Origin of the sequence: Erwinia sp. S43 (assembly GCF_016624745.1) — a bacterium.
Taxonomy (GTDB): Bacteria; Pseudomonadota; Gammaproteobacteria; order Enterobacterales; family Enterobacteriaceae; genus Erwinia; species Erwinia coffeiphila.
In genome coordinates, this window is sequence record NZ_JACVTX010000005.1 from 109,240 (window position 1) to 125,943 (window position 16,704).

Here is a 16,704-nt window from a genome sequence, read left to right on the forward strand (position 1 = left end):
TTTTTTCCCTGACTATGACTTCGATTGAGCACAACTTACAGCAAGTCCGCCAGCGGATCTCAGCGGCGACAAGCCAATGCGGCCGCGATCCACAGGAAATTACGCTGCTTGCAGTGAGCAAAACCAAACCTGCGAGCGCCGTCGCAGAAGCCGCGGCGGCCGGGCAGCGCTGCTTTGGTGAAAACTACGTGCAGGAAGGGGTGGATAAGATCCAGCTGCTGGCCGATCTCAATCTGGTATGGCACTTTATCGGTCCCCTGCAATCCAACAAAAGTCGGCTGGTAGCGGAGAATTTTGACTGGTGCCATACGGTCGATCGTCTGCGCATCGCCACCCGACTGAATGAACAGCGACCTGACAATGCCGAGCCGCTGAACGTGCTGATTCAGGTCAACATCAGCGATGAACAAAGTAAGTCCGGGATTACGCTGGCAGAATTACCGGCGCTGGCACAGGCCGTGGCACAATTGCCGCGTCTGCGCCTGCGCGGGTTGATGGCCATCCCCGCACCGGAGGCGGAGTACGAGCGTCAGCTGGCGGTGTGCCAGCAGATGGCGGCAGCGCTCAAAGAACTACAAAGTGATTATCCTGAGGTGGATACACTTTCTCTGGGAATGAGTGACGACATGGACGCCGCGATTGCGGCGGGCAGTACCATGGTGCGTATTGGCACCGCAATCTTCGGCGCGCGCGATTATGGCAGCGTCGCTAATCACAACAACTGAGGAACCTCATGCTAGCGTTGATTTTTCTGGTAACAACGGTGATTGCCATATACATCAAAGTGTTGTTACTGCGCATCTGGATGCAGTGGGCGCGATGTGACTTCTATAACCCATTTTCACAGTTTGTGGTGAAAATCACTCAACCAATTATTAAACCGCTGCGGCGCATTATTCCGTCCATCGGACCGATTGATACCGCCTCGCTGCTGGTTGCCTATATCATTAGCGTCCTGCTGGGGCCGCTGGCACTGCGCCTGTTCTACCCGGACCCGATTTTCCTCTACCTGGGCCTGGTGATTCTGGTGAAGGCCGCAGGCGTACTGGTGTTCTGGGTGATTATTATTCGTTCCCTGATGAGCTGGTTCAGCCAGGGGCGCAACCCGGTTGATTTTGTGCTGATGCAGCTGACCGAGCCGCTAATGGCACCGTTCCGCCGCATTATCCCGCCGATGGCCGGAATCGATTTCTCGGCGATGGTGGTGATTCTGATTCTGTATGCGCTGAACTTCATCGGTCTGGAATATATTCCGGGCTGGGCGCAGTTCTGATTGAGTCTGCAACGCTGATGCTGCCTGCTACCGGCAGCATCAGCGCCTCCGCTTTGATAGTTTCTGATTAATTTTCTGGATGTAATATGCAAAAAGTCGTACTCGCCACCGGCAACCCCGGTAAAGTTCGTGAGCTGGCCCATCTGCTGGCTGAGTTTGGCCTGGATATCGTGGCGCAGACGGAACTGGGCGTGGAGTCAGCCGAAGAAACCGGCCTGACCTTTATTGAAAACGCCATTCTTAAAGCACGCCACGCGGCGGAAATCACCGGCCTGCCGGCGATCGCCGATGACTCCGGTCTGGCGGTAGATGCCCTTGGCGGCGCGCCCGGCATCTATTCCGCGCGCTACGCGGGCCTGGACGCCAGCGACCAGCAAAATCTCGATAAGCTGCTGGTTGCGCTGGAAAACGTGCCGGACGGGCAGCGCCAGGCGCAGTTCCACTGTGTGCTGGTTTACGTGCGCCACGCCGCCGACCCGACGCCGCTGGTGTTTCACGGCAGCTGGGCAGGTGAAATTGCACGCAGCGAAGCGGGCCAGGGTGGCTTCGGCTACGACCCGATTTTCTATGTGCCGGAGCTGGGAAAAACGGCAGCAGAACTGAGCAAGGACGAAAAGCGGGCGGTTTCTCATCGCGGTAAAGCGTTGAACCTGCTGCTGGACGCCATGAAGAATGGCTAATCTCCCACCGCTGAGCCTGTATATTCACATTCCGTGGTGCGTACAGAAGTGTCCCTACTGTGATTTCAACTCCCATGCGTTAAAGGGTGAGGTGCCGCACGAAGAGTACGTGCAGCACCTGCTTAACGATCTGGATGACGACCTGCCGTTAACGTCAGGCCGTGAAGTCAGCACCATCTTTATCGGTGGCGGCACGCCCAGCCTGCTGAGCAGCGAAGCGATGCAGATGCTGCTGGACGGCGTGCGTGCGCGTCTGCCGCTGTCGCCGACGGCGGAAATCACCATGGAAGCCAACCCGGGCACCGTTGAAGCCGACCGCTTTAGCGGCTATCAGCGCGCCGGGATTAACCGAATTTCCATCGGCGTGCAGAGCTTTAGTTCGCAGAAACTGGAGCGGCTGGGGCGCATTCATGGCCCGGACGAAGCCAAACGTGCAGCAAAGCTGGCCGAAAGTCTGGGCCTGCGCAGTTTCAACCTCGATCTGATGCACGGCCTGCCTGACCAGTCGCTGGAAGAGGCGCTGGACGATCTGCGCCAGGCGATTGAGCTGAATCCGCCGCATTTGTCGTGGTATCAGCTGACCATCGAGCCGAACACGCTGTTCGCCTCACGGCCGCCGCGCCTGCCGGACGATGACGACCTGTGGGATATTTTCGAGCAGGGCCACCAGCTGCTAAGCGCGGCGGGCTATCAACAGTATGAAACCTCGGCCTATGCCAAACCCGGCTATCGCTGCGAGCACAACCTCAACTACTGGCGCTTTGGCGACTATCTGGGAATTGGCTGCGGCGCGCACGGCAAGCTGACCCAGCCGGACGGCACAATTATCCGCACCACCAAAACCCGCCATCCGCGCGGTTTTATGGCCGGTAAATATCTGGATAAGCTCCACGACGTAGCGGATGCCGATAAGCCGTTCGAGTTCTTTATGAACCGCTTCCGCCTGCTGGAAGCCGCACCGCGCGCGGAGTATCAGCGCTATACCGGCCTGCCGGAAAGCAGCGTGCGCGCGCAGCTGGATGAGGCGCTGGCGAAAGGCTATCTGACGGAAACGGCGGAATACTGGCAGATTACCGAGAAAGGAAAGCTGTTCCTGAACTCGCTGCTTGAGCTGTTCCTGGCGGAATAATTTCTTCAGGAAAAATGATGGATACCCGCGCATCCGACGGCGGGTATCCATGCTGATGCTGGCCGGGCAAAGACTTTCGGTCAACCTGCCCGCCAGCGGTTAGTTCAGCGCGGCCACCAGCGACTTGCGCTGCGTTTCCAGACTGGTGACGCGATTACAGACTTCATGACCGAAGTTCTGGAAATCCTGCTCCTGATTGCTCCATTCGGCCTGAATCGCCTGCTGTAAGCCCCCCAGGTTGCCCATAATCGCCTGTAACGGGTTGTCGTTGCCGCTGGCCTGCTTGCGGCCCATTTCATTCAGGCTGTCCTGCACCACGCCGCCCATCGCGCTCTGTACCAGCCGCTCGCCGTCCTGGCGCACCTGCTCAATCGCCTGATGGTGGAAAGTCAGACCGTCGCTGCGATGCTCAATAATACGGTTCATCTGTTGCTTAAGCTGACCATCCAGCGTGGTCAGACGCTGGCGCACGTTGCTGTTTTGTCCCAGTTTTTCCACAATCACCCGATCCAGCGCCACGCGGCCTTTCTCAAGACGCTGCTTCGCACCATTATCAATCCACGGCAGGTCGCGGCGCAGCGCATTCTGGTAATCAATGGCTTTCTGACGGGTGGCATTATCCACGCTGACCGGCTGGCCGTTGCGCTGTACCTCGCCCTGCGGCGTAATCACCAGATTTCCATTGGCCCCGACTACCTGCACCTGCGCAGGCGAGATAACAACATCATCCTGAGGATTAACGCTGCACTGATAATCCGCCTGCGCCTGACCGGCTGCCAGCAGCAGTAGTGCGCCGCCAATTAGCGTTTTTCGCATGAATTTTGCTCCTTAAATGACAAAGGGCGACCGGTAAACGCGATCGCCCTTGATTCGATGAGCGATGTTATCCGCCCGTCGTTTGGTTAACCCTGATCTTTTAGTCCCACCAGACGTCGAAAAGTTCGGTGACTTTCACGTCATTCAGCTTACGCGCTTCCAGCCAGTTACGGACCAGCTCGCGGTGCTCATCGGTGCATTTACCGATTTTCTGCAGGCAGATCAGACCTTCCCACTGCAGATAGCCGCTGCCGTCAAACGCCAGGCCGTTAGGTTCGATCACTTCTTCGATCAGGGCATCAACGGTGCTGTCGATGCTCTCTCCGCTGGTCCCTTCTGCGAAGCTGAAGCCCACGGAGAAACCTAACTCCTGGAACTCATCAATGTGCATTTTCTTACGAAGACGACGACTGCGTTGTGTAGCCATTATTTAACCCTCTCGAACATCAGATCCCACACACCGTGGCCAAGACGCTGGCCGCGCTGCTCAAATTTCGTTAGCGGACGTGACTCCGGGCGTTCCACCCAGTTAGCCGTTTCCGACAGATTCTTGTAACCGTCAATACTGCTCATCACTTCCAGCATATGCTCAGCATAGGCTTCCCAGTCGGTCGCCATATGGAACACACCGCCCAGCTTCAGCTTGCGCATTACGCGCTCGGCAAACGGTACTTGCACGATACGGCGCTTATTGTGGCGCGCTTTATGCCACGGATCCGGGAAGAACAGCTGCACCATGCGCAGGGAGTTATCCGGGATCATATTCTCCAGCACTTCCACCGCATCGTGACACATCACCCGCAGGTTGGTCACGCCAGCTTCTTCCGCCGTCGCCAGACAGGCGCCCACGCCGGGTGAATGCACTTCAATACCGAGGAAATTCTGATGCGGGTTACTCGCCGCCATGCTGACCAGCGACGCCCCCATACCAAAACCGATTTCCAGCACGACCGGCGCATCGCGACCAAACAGAGTGGTGAAATCGATCGGCTCCGGCTGATATTCCACGCCCATTACCGGCCACAGCGTATCCAGCGCCTGCTGCTGACCTTTGGTCAGGCGGCCCTGGCGGCGCACAAAGCTGCGGATACGGCGCATTGCGCGGCCATTTTCATCGAATTCCGGTGAGATAACATCATTTTTCATCGTTCTGCCTGCCGCTGTGCACTTTGGAAAGCGGGCATTATGCCTTCAGCGGGTGAAAACATAAAGATCGCCCTGCCAACGGAACGGTATTGCCCGAATGGCTGCCAGTATAGCTGCTGCCAGCCTTTCAGCCAGTGGAGATCGCCCGGTGAAGGCGCTTCGTTTCGCTTAAGGGCAAGAAAGTGGCACAAAGCCCCTGTCCAATAACAAAATGCAGCGATTATCCGGTTTACACACCCTTTGGTCTGTGCTGGAATTCCTGCCTGATTTAACTGAAACAAGAGATCGTGGTTTACATGATGCAAGCGTCGCAGTTCGCACAGCAGGTACTGGACTGGTATCAGCTCTATGGCCGTAAAACCCTGCCGTGGCAGCTGGATAAAACCCCTTATACCGTCTGGCTCTCTGAAGTGATGCTGCAGCAGACGCAGGTGGCCACGGTGATCCCCTATTTCGAGCGCTTTATCGCGCGTTTCCCCACCGTCAGCGATCTGGCCGCCGCGCCGCTGGATGAGGTTCTGCATCTGTGGACCGGCCTCGGTTACTATGCGCGCGCCCGCAATCTGCACAAGGCGGCGAAAACGGTGGTGGAAAAACACGGTGGCATCTTCCCGCAAACCTTTGAGGAAGTCGCCGATCTGCCAGGCGTTGGCCGCTCCACTGCCGGGGCGATCCTTTCCCTTTCGCTGGGCAAACACTTCCCCATTCTCGACGGCAACGTGAAGCGCGTGCTGGCCCGCTGCTACGCCGTGGACGGCTGGCCGGGTAAGAAAGACGTGGAAAAACGCCTGTGGCAGGTCAGCACCGAGGTGACGCCAGCGGTCGGGGTCAGCCAGTTTAATCAGGCGATGATGGATCTGGGCGCGATGGTCTGCACCCGTTCCAAACCCAAATGTGAGATCTGCCCGCTGAAGAACGGCTGCATCGCCACCGCCCACGGCAGCTGGGCAAAATACCCCGGTAAAAAGCCGAAACAGACCATCCCGGAGCGCACCGGCTGGCTGCTATTGATGCAGCAGGGCCAGCACGTGTGGCTTGAGCAGCGCCCACCTGTCGGTCTTTGGGGCGGGCTATACTGTTTCCCACAGTTCGCCACCGAAGAAGAGCTGCGCAAGGCGCTTCGCCAGCGCGGCATTGACGATCGGCATCTGCGCCAGATGATCGCCTTCCGCCATACCTTCAGCCATTTCCACCTGGATATTGTGCCTATGTGGCTGGATCTGCCATCGCCCCGTGCGGCAATGGATGATGGTCCGGGTCTCTGGTATAACTTAGCGCAGCCGCCCTCTGTGGGGCTGGCCGCGCCGGTAGAGCGCCTGCTACAGCAGCTGCGCCAGCCACAACAAATGGTGCTGAGTGCTCGCGCTACAGAAGAAGAGGAAGAGTAATGAGCAGAACTATTTTTTGCACGTTCCTGCAACGTGACGCCGATGGACAGGATTTCCAGCTTTACCCGGGCGATCTGGGTAAGCGCATCTATAACGAGATTTCAAAAGAAGCCTGGTCAAAATGGATGGCCAAGCAGACCATGCTGATCAACGAAAAGAAACTCAGCATGATGAATCCTGAAGACCGTAAGCAGCTGGAGCAGGAGATGATCAAGTTCCTGTTCGAAGGTAAAGAAGTGCATATCGAAGGTTACACACCGCCAGCAGAGTAACGCAACCTGACTGGCGAAGCAGGCATACGTTGGGCCTTGATGATGAGGCCCTTCTACATTGTGGGCAATACACTGAAAGATGAATAAAAAACTCCTGAGTTTGCTGATTATCGCACCGCTGCTGGTCTCCTGCTCCGGCAAAAAGCAGAATGCTTACCATGAAGAATGGGTGAAAGACACCAACGGCTTTGATATTTTGATGGGACAGTTTGCCCACAACATCGAAAATATCTGGGGTATGAATGAGGTGCTGATCGCCGGTCCGAAAGACTACGTGAAGTACAGCGATCAATACTACACCCGCAGCCACATCAACTTTGACGCCGGTAGCATCACCATTGAGACGATCGCCGGTACCGATCCGATGGCCAGCCTGCGCCAGGCGATTATTACCACCCTGCTGATCGGCGACGATCCGGGTAATGTCGATCTCTATTCCGACGCCAACGATATTCAGATCAGCCGCGAGCCGCTGCTTTACGGCCAGGTGCTGGATAACACCGGCCAGCCGATTCGCTGGCAGGGCCGCGCCGGAAACTTTGCAGACTATCTGTTAAAGAACAAGCTCCAGCGCCGCACCTCGGGGCTGCACGTGATCTGGTCCGTAACCATTCCGATGGTACCGAACCACCTCGATAAGCGTGCACACAAATACCTGCCGCTGGTGCGTCAGGCCGCTGAAAAATACGGCGTTGATCAATCGCTGATTCTGGCGATTATGCAGATCGAATCGAGCTTCAACCCCTATGCGGTCAGCCATGCCGATGCGCTGGGACTGATGCAGGTGGTGCAGCACACCGCGGGCGTTGACGTGTTCCGCATGAAGGGTAAATGGGGCAAACCAAGCCGCAGCTACCTGCTCGATCCGGCCAACAACATTGATGCCGGTACGGCGTATCTGTCACTGCTGCAGGGTAACTACCTTGCCGGTATCAGCAACCCGACCTCGCGCCGCTATGCGGTTATCACCGCCTATAACGGTGGCGCGGGCAGCGTGCTACGGGTGTTCTCCAGCGATAAAGACACCGCCTTCAGCAAGATTAACAACCTGTCGCCGTCGGACGTTTATCAGCAGCTGACTACCAACCACCCTTCCGCTGAGTCTCGTCGTTATCTGTATAAAGTGAATAACGCGCAGAAGAGCTATCACCGCTACTAGCCTTATCCCACGGGGCGCACGCTGCTGCGCCCCGCACTCCTTACCGTCGCCTGTCGCCACCATCAACGCTTCGCATTAAATCACCAAATTTCGTTAATATCCCTCATGAATTAAATGTATTTTTCGTGCGCCATTTTCTCATTTTCATTTTTAGAAGACGCCATTTAGATTAATAACGAATTGATTAAACTGAATTAAAAAACTTAAATAGCAATAAACAGATAAAGATGGCCTGATTGACACTTTCATCGGGTCTTAAAATATTGTTAAATCAATCGAATGAAACTGAGATACTCATAATGTATTGATAATCCATAACGATCGTGAGGAATGGCACGCTCCTCAGACTGTTTACGCCGGTTCACGGTACGGTTTGCCGCCCGGTCCAATATTAGGCAGGTTTATACCAAGAGATGAGGTTACTGTGGAGCAAAGGGATTCCGCCGGGATGTTAGGACTAACATCTACACGCGCAAGAACGCGTCGCTTACTGATTGAAACCGCTATGCGATTATTTGATAGCGGTGCATTCCCTTCTATTACCGAAGTCGCCCATGAGGCGCAGCTTTCGCGGGCAACCGCCTACCGCTATTTCCCTACTCAGAGTGCGCTGGTGTCGGCGATTGTTTCCGAGACGCTTGGCCCGATTAAAAACTGGCAGCCGACCCGACAGGATGCCACCGGGCGCATTGATGAGCTGTTCAGTTTCGCCTTCCCCCGCATGCTGCAACACGAGGGTACACTCCGCGCTGCGCTTCACCTGTCGCTAACCCAGTGGGCGCAGGAACAGGCTACCGACACCTTTCCGGTTAAGGAGAAGCTGGTGCGCGGCAACCGCAAAGCGATTCTGGCTCAGGTGGTGAAACCGCTAAACGATGAACTCCCGCCGGAGCTGATGGATCGGGTTATTCGCTCGCTGTCGCTGGTTTATGGCTCAGAGATTTTCGTGGTAATGAAGGATATCTGGGGCTGCCATAATGACGAGCTGGAGGATATTGGTAAATGGATTGCTAAAGCGATTGTGCGCCAGGCGCGGGAAGATGCGCAGGTAGTCTGAGCCAGCCAGCCAGCCAGCTGGCCAGGATAATCATTTATACTGGCTGGCTGTCGTCAACATTTACTCGGTGATTACATAGCCATACAGGTGCTTAATCCCGTTTTCATCGGCCTCGGCATACACGCCCTGTAGCTCCGGCGAGAAGCCCGGCAGCAGGTTAAGCCCCTCTTCCAGCGCCAGGAAGTAGCTCTGCACCGCGCCGCCCCACACTTCGCCTGGCACCACGCACAGCACGCCCGGTGGATAAGGTAGCGCGCCCTCGGCGGCAATACGCCCTTCCGCCTGAGCAATCGGCACCAGCTCAACGTTGCCACGGATAAATTCGATATTGGCATCCTGCGGATTCATCACCACTTTCGGCAGGCTCTGCTGGCGGAACATCGCCTTCTGCAAATCCTTCACCCCGTAGCTGACGTAAAGCTGGTGCATTTCAAAGCACAGACGACGCAGGGTATAACCGGCGTAGCGCTTGACGTTTTTACGGTAGATGGTCGGCAGCACGTCGCTCAGCAGCGCATCTTCCTTCACGTGCTGTTCAAACTGCGCCAGCTTGGCCACCAGGTGCGCCATCTTCTCCACGCTTTCCGCCGGAGTCAGCAGGAACAGGATTGAATTCAGATCGCACTTCTCCGGCACCACGCCGTTTTCCCGCAGATAGTTGGCAAGAATCGTCGCCGGAATGCCGAACGACGCGTACTGGCCGCTGGCGGCGTCAATACCCGGCGTGGTCAGCAGCAGCTTGCAGGGATCGATCAGATACTGATCTTTCTCATAGCCGGCAAAACCGTGCCAGTCTGCCCCCGGCGCAAAGCTGAAATAGCGCGGGTCGCGGGCGATGGTTTCGGTTGGCGCATCCTGCCACGGCTTGCCGTCCACGTCATCCGGGATAAACGGGCGGATCATTTCGCAGCGTGCGAGGATCGCCTTGCGGGTATCAATCCCCAGCGTAACGCACTCGTGCCACAGGCGGCGGCCCGCCTCGCCCTGATGCATTTTGGCGTTGACGTCCAGCGCGGCAAACAGCGGATAAAACGGGCTGGTTGAGGCATGCAGCATAAAGGCATTGTTCAGCCGCTTGTGGCTGCAAAAACGCTGCTGGCCGCGAATGTGGTTATCTTTTTTGTGGATCTGCGAAGTTTGCGAGAACCCGGCCTGCTGTTTATGCACCGACTGGGTGACGAAGATCCCCGGATCTTCCGGCTTCAGATCGAGCAGCAGCGGCGAACAGGCCTCCATCACCGGAATAAACTGCTCGTAGCCGACCCACGCAGAGTCAAACAGGATGTAGTCGCACAGGTGCCCGATGCTGTCGATCACCTTACGGGCGTTGTAAACCGTGCCGTCGTAGGTGCCCAGCTGGATCACCGCCAGGCGGAACGGACGTTCCTGCTGCGCGCAGTCTGGCGCTACCTGACGGATCTGATTGCGGATATAGGTCTCATCAAAGCAGTGCGCATCAATACCGCCAATAAAGCCGAACGGATTACGCGCCGTTTCCAGATACACCGGCGTGGCCCCGGCCTGGATCAGCGCGCCGTGGTGGTTCGACTTATGGTTATTGCGATCGAACAGCACCAGATCGCCGCGCGTCAGCAGCGCGTTGGTCACCACTTTGTTGGCGCTGGAGGTGCCGTTCAGCACAAAGTAGGTTTTGTCGGCGTTAAACACCTTCGCGGCAAACTTCTGCGCGTGCTTGGCCGAACCTTCGTGGATCAGCAAATCGCCGAGCTTCACGTCGGCATTGCACATATCGGCACGGAAGACGTTTTCACCGAAGAAGTCGAAGAACTGCCGCCCCGCCGGGTGCTTTTTAAAGAACGCACCGCCCTGATGGCCTGGACAGGCGAAGGTACTGTTGTCCATCGCCACGTACTTGGTCAGCGTATTAAAGAACGGCGGCAGCAGCCCGCTCTGATACTCCGCGGCAGCGGCTTCCAGGCGGATAGCATCGTCGGCGGCACCGTTCAGAATACCGGTTACTTCCGGCAGTTCCTGTTCCTGGGCCTGCTCCGGATAATCCAGCGCGATAAACACCGGCAGGTTAAAGCCGGTGTGGCGCAGCAGCGCCAGCATACCGCTTCGCGAGTCAGCAACGGAGACGACCACGGCCGCCACATCGGTAAAGTCGGTTTTCTCCAGCGTAACGACTTCGCGCCCGGTCTGGAGGTGGATGGCAACGGTAGTACTGGCTGCAATTTTTAATGGTGTCATAACACAAATCCTCAGGCGGCAAGGATGAGTGGGTGCCAGAGGCACACAATAGGAACGCGAGCAGAGCACGGCATTCCCGGCGAAAGGTGTCAGAGAGCTGTCAGCAGAATGGGTATCCGCTTCGACCGCCAGACATCAGTAAAATCAGATCGCACCTGTTTTTACTGATGGCTAAAAGTAAAGCGTATGAAAACCTCACCGCATGGTGAGAGATTTTATCGACAAGGTGTGACAAAGCGGAGATCGGCAGGCGCACGGCATCATCAGATGACGGGTAACAGTGCTGATATGCAGCAGTGAACCTTTCATGGCGGCGACCTCAAAGTAGAATGGATGCGGCTAACGCAAAATTTGCGCAATAATGGCATCTTTTAAAGGCAGGTACAACCCGCTCCGGGCAGTTAATTATGCATAAAAAGTGAGGAAACATTCAGTCATAAATAGCTGGCGCGATCGACAAAAGAGACGAGATTGCCAGGGGAAAAGGCATCGGCTGAAAAATAGCCATGCGCTAAGTAAGGATTGGACGCCCGGTCAGCAGAATAAAAAGCGCCCTTCCCCGCTGGGCATTTAATGTCCTTAAAGGTGATATTTTGCCACCTTTGATGAAAAAGAGTGCAATCAGTCTGATTTCCAACATAAAGCCATTGACGCCACAGGCCGGTTACGGTTTAATGCGCCCCGTTGCCCGAATAGCTCAGTCGGTAGAGCAGGGGATTGAAAATCCCCGTGTCCCTGGTTCGATTCCGGGTTCGGGCACCACATTTAAAGAACCCGCCTAACGGCGGGTTTTTGCTTTTTGGGGTTTGGTGGATTTGGGCTGTAATGAACGTCAATTTCATCATTCTGCTTTGCGCTGTGCCTTAAGACTTAATCTGCTCCCTAATCATCAACCCCTAAAAAACGCCTCCAGCTCCCGCGCAATCCTCGGCCCCGTCTCTTCAGGCAGATAGTGCCCTGCCCCCTCAACAACCACACCTGTGACATCGTTACCCAGCGGCTTCAGCGCTTCCAACATGGTGGCACCCACGCTGCGCTCTGCGCCAAATACCCTGACCGGCATCGCCAGTTGAGTTTCAGCGCGCTGACGATTGGCCGCCAGCCCTTCGGCACCATAGGCCGCGCGGTAGTAGCAGCCTGCGGCGCGCAGAATTCCCGGCACCGCCATCTGACGGGCGTAAAAGGCGATATCTTCTGCGGCGATGGCCGACGTATTTTGCGATTTGGCGCGGAAAAACCACGTCAGGAACGCTTCTTCCCTGCCGGATATCAGTATCTCGGGCAGATCGTGCAGGCGGTTAAAGGCGAAGTGCCAGTTCCGCAGGGCAATCTCCTCGGAGGGAAGATCGCTGCGCGGCACCGACAGGCCCGGGATCAGCGCATCGAGCAGTGCGATTTTACGAATGTCCTGCGGCCAGTCGGCAGCATACGCGTAGCCGATCCACGCGCCAACATCGTGACCGGCAACGTCGATTGGCCCCCGTTCGGTCAGCTTCATCGCGGTCACGAAACCGTGGATATCCGCCGCCGTCGTGGTCAGATCGTAACCGTCCAGCGGCGCATCGCTGTCCCCCATGCCGCGCGGGTCCAGCGCAATTACTCGCCGCCCGGCCTTTACCAGATCGTCCATCACGTAGCGCCACGTATACCAGCTCTGCGGCCATCCCGGGATCAGCAGTATCGGCTCACCTTCACCGCCCTCAACATAGTGCATTTTGATTTCGCCAACGCGGATATGGCCGTGGCGGAACGTCTGCCAGAAGTTGCTGCGGTTGAAAAATTCCTGGCCAACGTGGCGGGGTTTGTCCTGTTCCTGCATGTTTTCCTCCAAATGGAAATGTTCATTTCCTAATTAGGTCAAAATAAACCCCGATGCGGTCATCGGGGTTTAACGAATTGGGCTAGTGCTGGAGCAGCGAAATCGCCTTATCGGCAATCGCCTGCATTCTCTCACGCGAACTGCCGGATTTACCCAGCACGCGCATTCCCTGGGTCATGGCAATCAGTAGATCGGCGCAGCTGGCGATATCATCCTGTTTTGGCAGCGAGCCGTCGCGTTCCGCCTCCTGCAATAGCGCCGTAAACTGGGCCCGGCGGCTGGCTTCCTGGCGGGCCAGCCGTGCGGCAATGACCTCATCGCTTGCCGACAGCTCCATGGCCGTTTCCACCACCAGGCAGCCGACCTCACCGGAATTTCCACTGCTGATATCGGCATAATGCCCAAGCAGCGCCTCAAGCTTTGCCAGGCCATTAGGCGCAACGCTGAGTAACTGTCCGACCGCCGCCGAGCGCAGCTCGATGTAGCGTTCCAGGGCGGCGATCAGCAGCCCGTGCTTGTCGCCCCAGGCTTTATAAATACTGCCCGTGGTCAACCCCAGCGCCGCGTTCAGGTCGCTGATTGAGCTGCCATGATAGCCATGGACGCTGAAATGATGGATGGCACTCTCCAGCGCGAGGTCGGTGTTGAACTCGCGCGGACGGCCAGCAGTGAGGGTTCGGGATTTTTTTTGCATAGCGCATCATAGGAAACAATCATTCCCTAATAAAGGATAAATTTCCATAGCTATATTGCTAAAGCGTGGAAGACTGCAAGATATACTCTGGAGCAGACGCACCGATCGGACTGGTGATGTCCGATTATCTCCGACGGGCTAAAGATTAACTCACAATATCATTGAGTTTCAGACCGCCCGATACACCGGCACCCGCCGCAGCGTACCGGTCAGGCTGTCAAAGATCTCGGTTTCCGCCGTCGCAATTCTCATTCCGCTCTTTCTCAGCCGCTGGATATCCGCCGCCATCCGCTGAATGCCGAACCAGAACATGCCATCAAGCACCGTCACCTGTAGCCCGCTTTCCAGCGCGGTTCTCAGACGATCGCGCGGTGCTTTGGTGTCTTTGGCTATCTGCTGAAAGGGTGCCGCCGAATTACCTGTGGCATCTTCTCGCCGGATGCGGGTTGATAAACGGTACTGAAATGCGTCAGGGATCGCGCTCAGATCGGTTTTGAGACTGTAAACACAGCCGAATCGTTTACCGTTGAAAATGACGTTTTTCTGCCGGACGGGAAGCGTTTCGCGCACGCTGGCGATCAGCTGCGGTGCACGAATCAGCAGCAGCCGGAACGGCAGTTCGAAGCTGGTAACGTAGTCCACGTTTTGCAGGGCCAGCCGCAGTCGTTCCTCAACCCCGGCGTGTACCTCACGGCATTGTTCAGTGACTTCAGCCCACTGCCGGGTAAGATGTTGCGGCTCGTTAAGCTCGGTAAAGCTGTATTTTTCAATCTGATAATCTATTCTTCCGGCCACTCTGAATTCCCTTTTGGCTACGTTTCAGCATCGGTTGTTCACTTTACCAACACCGGGATACAAGCGGAAGCCTGGCGGGCGGGCAAACCCGCAGCAAATGGGGTTTGGACCATGAAAAACGTTAATTTTTTTCGTTATAACGCCTGTATATTTCTTTTACAGAATGGATATTTCACCCCTCCGCCATGCAGGAATAAACCACAGGTTATGCCTGAAATCCGCGGATCAACGTCTGAAATTTAAGGTTTTTGCTGATAGAGCATGCGCAGTGAACTAAACAGCCTGCTTCGCTAGCATAAAATCACTTTTACGCCATAAATTGTTTTTACACTGAACGGAACGTTAAAAAATTTGTAGAATCCTCTTGGAAGCGGCAAGAAGAGCTGCGGATTTTTTAGGGGATAAGGAATGCTTGAACTGTTTGACGTTAGTTATGAAGAGTTGAAAACCACTCGCTCTGAAGAGCTGTATAAACTGAGGAAAACAACCTTCAGCGATCGCCTCGGGTGGGACGTTGTGTGCAGCCAGGGAATGGAGTCAGACGAGTTTGACGAACCGGGAACCCGCTATATCCTCGGCGTTTATCAAGGTCAGCTGGTGTGCAGCGTACGCTTTATTGCCCTCAAACGCCCGAATATGATTACGCACACCTTTAATGCCAGCTTTAATACTGTCGCGCTCCCTGAGTACGGTACAGAATCCAGCCGATTTTTTGTCGATAAGGCCCGTGCACGCCAGCTGCTGGGGGAACACTACCCGGTGAGCCAGGCGCTGTTTTTGGCGATGGTTAATTGGGCACAGCGTCATGATTATGCCAGGATTTACACCATCGTAAGCCGCCCGATGCTGACGGTTCTGCGGCGTTCAGGATGGAATATCACCGTGCTTAAAGAAGCTTATCTCAGCGAAAAGGAGCGAATTTATCTGCTGACGCTGCCCGCAGAAGACAAGGACAGAGCAATGTTGTCGAAAAAGTTTCTTAGCCGCGCGGCCTGCGAGGAACAATCTCTGGCTATCTGGCCGCTGAAGCTGCCGGTCTGATCAGATCCAATTCAACGCCCAGCCGGATAGCCTGCCGGGCGTTACTGACCCCAAGCTTGGCCACCACATTTTTGATATGAAACTTTACCGTACTGACCGAAATGCCGGTGATAGCGGCGATTTCTGCATACGTTTTTCCCATACTGGACCAGTAAAGCACTTCGTTCTCCCGCAGCGTAAACATCGCCCGATCTGCCCCCTCACGCTTTACCTGAGTCCTCTCAGCATTTAAGCCCGCCAGACGGTACATCTGCTCATTAAAATCAATCAGCAGCATCTGTAGCTCGCCCTGTCCGGTGGACAGCCGCTGCTCCAGCGCGCCCTGATCGTTACCGTCAATGATCAGCGACAGCAGTGCAAGGTTATTCATATGGTCGTGCAGAACGAAAGTGAAGCCGTTAAGAATGTTGTACTGCTTCGAAAGCGAGAAGATTTTAGTAAACCGAAGGTCCGACATCAGCGTGATGTTTTCGTCCCAGGCAAAAGGTGAGGTTCGTTTAAAGGCATTAAGGATTACCGGATCGGTGAGCTGGAAATTATTGGAGCGATAGAGACTCACCCACTCATCGGGATAACTGGAAATAATTAGAACATCTGAAGGATTCTTCTTACTGACAACGGTGAATGCATACGCAGGATTGCCATAAGGGAAAAGTTTTCTCTGTATGTATGCCTGAAGAGTATCCGTTACTGTTTGGTTTTCATCGAAGAAAGAAAACATTCAAGCTCCATGTGAATTCTGACACAACGTTAGAGCAGCACCTGCACTTTAGTATAGGCATCACAATACTTAAGAACCAATTACAAATAAACCCCTAAAGGTTACACTCATCCCCGTTGTTAAAGCATTAAAAAACCTGACCTATTGGGTCAGGTCGCTAAAACAGCCAACACCAGGAAAAAATTCCGGTCAGACGAGACATCAGTATAAAGTCATCGCTGGCCGGGAATCCCATGCTATCACCGCTTAAAAGCCCAATCAAACCACCATCAGATTGCCCGTCATCTTCAATACCCCATGCGAGTAACAGGCCGGTAATGGCTGCGCCCACTCGATGTTTACAGGAGCATCAGCGGACAAAAATGGATAAATTTTGATCGCATTCATTTCGCAAAAAACAACGGCGTCACCTTCTTTTCCCCATCATTCGCTAATCCAATAATCAGATATTTTAAGCCTATTTCCGCATTTGCCTGCATCCCTGCCCTTCTGTTAGCTTTAAT

General features: G+C 55.2%; 17 protein-coding genes and 1 tRNA gene. 10 read left to right on the plus strand and 8 right to left on the minus strand.

What is annotated here, in order from left to right:
• Positions 1–14: 14 nt before the first annotated feature.
• The 4 genes from IBT47_RS08610 to hemW all read left to right on the plus strand — a co-directional run bounded on the left by IBT47_RS08610 (position 15) and on the right by hemW (position 3,082).
• Positions 15–725, plus strand: a complete 711-nt coding sequence (locus IBT47_RS08610; RefSeq protein WP_200560266.1) for a YggS family pyridoxal phosphate-dependent enzyme — start codon at positions 15–17, stop codon at positions 723–725.
• An 8-nt stretch (positions 726–733) separates the two neighbouring features.
• Positions 734–1,273 (plus strand): YggT family protein, encoded by a 540-nt coding sequence (locus tag IBT47_RS08615; protein WP_105592381.1) that lies wholly within the window; start codon positions 734–736, stop codon positions 1,271–1,273.
• A gap of 86 nt (positions 1,274–1,359) precedes the next feature.
• Positions 1,360–1,953: an XTP/dITP diphosphatase gene (locus IBT47_RS08620; protein ID WP_105592382.1), complete on the plus strand. Its 594-nt coding sequence runs from the start codon at positions 1,360–1,362 to the stop codon at positions 1,951–1,953.
• Positions 1,946–3,082 (plus strand): radical SAM family heme chaperone HemW, encoded by a 1,137-nt coding sequence (hemW, locus tag IBT47_RS08625; protein ID WP_200560119.1) that lies wholly within the window; start codon positions 1,946–1,948, stop codon positions 3,080–3,082. The genes IBT47_RS08620 and hemW overlap by 8 nt, the downstream gene beginning before the upstream one ends.
• A gap of 99 nt (positions 3,083–3,181) precedes the next feature.
• Here hemW and IBT47_RS08630 read toward each other — a convergent pair whose 3' ends face one another.
• From IBT47_RS08630 to trmB, 3 genes are all read right to left on the minus strand, one after another.
• Positions 3,182–3,898, minus strand: a complete 717-nt coding sequence (locus tag IBT47_RS08630; RefSeq protein ID WP_105592384.1) for a DUF2884 domain-containing protein — start codon at positions 3,896–3,898, stop codon at positions 3,182–3,184.
• Positions 3,899–3,998: 100 nt separating this feature from the next.
• Positions 3,999–4,325 (minus strand): YggL family protein, encoded by a 327-nt coding sequence (locus IBT47_RS08635; RefSeq protein ID WP_105592385.1) that lies wholly within the window; start codon positions 4,323–4,325, stop codon positions 3,999–4,001.
• On the minus strand, positions 4,325–5,044 hold the full coding sequence (gene trmB, locus IBT47_RS08640; protein ID WP_200546307.1) for a tRNA (guanosine(46)-N7)-methyltransferase TrmB: 720 nt from the start codon (positions 5,042–5,044) through the stop codon (positions 4,325–4,327). Before trmB ends, IBT47_RS08635 begins: the two co-directional genes overlap by 1 nt.
• A gap of 299 nt (positions 5,045–5,343) precedes the next feature.
• Between trmB and mutY the strand changes: the two genes are divergently transcribed.
• The 4 genes from mutY to IBT47_RS08660 all read left to right on the plus strand — a co-directional run bounded on the left by mutY (position 5,344) and on the right by IBT47_RS08660 (position 8,920).
• The gene (gene mutY / locus IBT47_RS08645) at positions 5,344–6,432 is read left to right on the plus strand and encodes an A/G-specific adenine glycosylase (RefSeq protein ID WP_200560267.1); all 1,089 of its coding nucleotides are present in this window, start codon (positions 5,344–5,346) and stop codon (positions 6,430–6,432) included.
• On the plus strand, positions 6,432–6,704 hold the full coding sequence (locus IBT47_RS08650; RefSeq protein WP_200546306.1) for an oxidative damage protection protein: 273 nt from the start codon (positions 6,432–6,434) through the stop codon (positions 6,702–6,704). The genes mutY and IBT47_RS08650 overlap by 1 nt, the downstream gene beginning before the upstream one ends.
• A gap of 79 nt (positions 6,705–6,783) precedes the next feature.
• Complete coding sequence (mltC, locus tag IBT47_RS08655) at positions 6,784–7,863, plus strand: membrane-bound lytic murein transglycosylase MltC (RefSeq protein ID WP_200560120.1); 1,080 nt, start codon at positions 6,784–6,786, stop codon at positions 7,861–7,863.
• Between the two features lie 448 nt (positions 7,864–8,311).
• A complete protein-coding gene (locus IBT47_RS08660) occupies positions 8,312–8,920 on the plus strand; it encodes a TetR/AcrR family transcriptional regulator (protein ID WP_200560121.1) in 609 nt (202 codons plus the stop codon).
• 60 nt (positions 8,921–8,980) lie between these two features.
• Here IBT47_RS08660 and IBT47_RS08665 read toward each other — a convergent pair whose 3' ends face one another.
• A complete protein-coding gene (locus IBT47_RS08665) occupies positions 8,981–11,131 on the minus strand; it encodes an ornithine decarboxylase (protein WP_200560122.1) in 2,151 nt (716 codons plus the stop codon).
• A gap of 686 nt (positions 11,132–11,817) precedes the next feature.
• Between IBT47_RS08665 and IBT47_RS08670 the strand changes: the two genes are divergently transcribed.
• Positions 11,818–11,893, plus strand: a tRNA-Phe gene (locus tag IBT47_RS08670).
• 127 nt (positions 11,894–12,020) lie between these two features.
• Here the strand turns inward: IBT47_RS08670 and IBT47_RS08675 are convergent.
• From IBT47_RS08675 to IBT47_RS08685, 3 genes are all read right to left on the minus strand, one after another.
• Positions 12,021–12,950 (minus strand): alpha/beta fold hydrolase, encoded by a 930-nt coding sequence (locus IBT47_RS08675; protein WP_200560123.1) that lies wholly within the window; start codon positions 12,948–12,950, stop codon positions 12,021–12,023.
• An 82-nt stretch (positions 12,951–13,032) separates the two neighbouring features.
• Positions 13,033–13,644, minus strand: coding sequence for a TetR/AcrR family transcriptional regulator (locus IBT47_RS08680; RefSeq protein ID WP_200560124.1), 612 nt, complete (start codon positions 13,642–13,644; stop codon positions 13,033–13,035).
• 168 nt (positions 13,645–13,812) lie between these two features.
• Positions 13,813–14,439: a helix-turn-helix domain-containing protein gene (locus IBT47_RS08685; protein WP_200560125.1), complete on the minus strand. Its 627-nt coding sequence runs from the start codon at positions 14,437–14,439 to the stop codon at positions 13,813–13,815.
• A 408-nt stretch (positions 14,440–14,847) separates the two neighbouring features.
• Here IBT47_RS08685 and IBT47_RS08690 point away from each other — a divergent pair, with 408 nt between their 5' ends.
• Complete coding sequence (locus IBT47_RS08690) at positions 14,848–15,480, plus strand: acyl-homoserine-lactone synthase (protein ID WP_200560126.1); 633 nt, start codon at positions 14,848–14,850, stop codon at positions 15,478–15,480.
• On the opposite strand, the gene IBT47_RS08695 is transcribed toward IBT47_RS08690, so the two are convergent.
• Positions 15,452–16,201 (minus strand): LuxR family transcriptional regulator, encoded by a 750-nt coding sequence (locus IBT47_RS08695; protein ID WP_200560127.1) that lies wholly within the window; start codon positions 16,199–16,201, stop codon positions 15,452–15,454. The genes IBT47_RS08690 and IBT47_RS08695 overlap by 29 nt on opposite strands.
• Positions 16,202–16,704 lie beyond the last annotated feature (503 nt).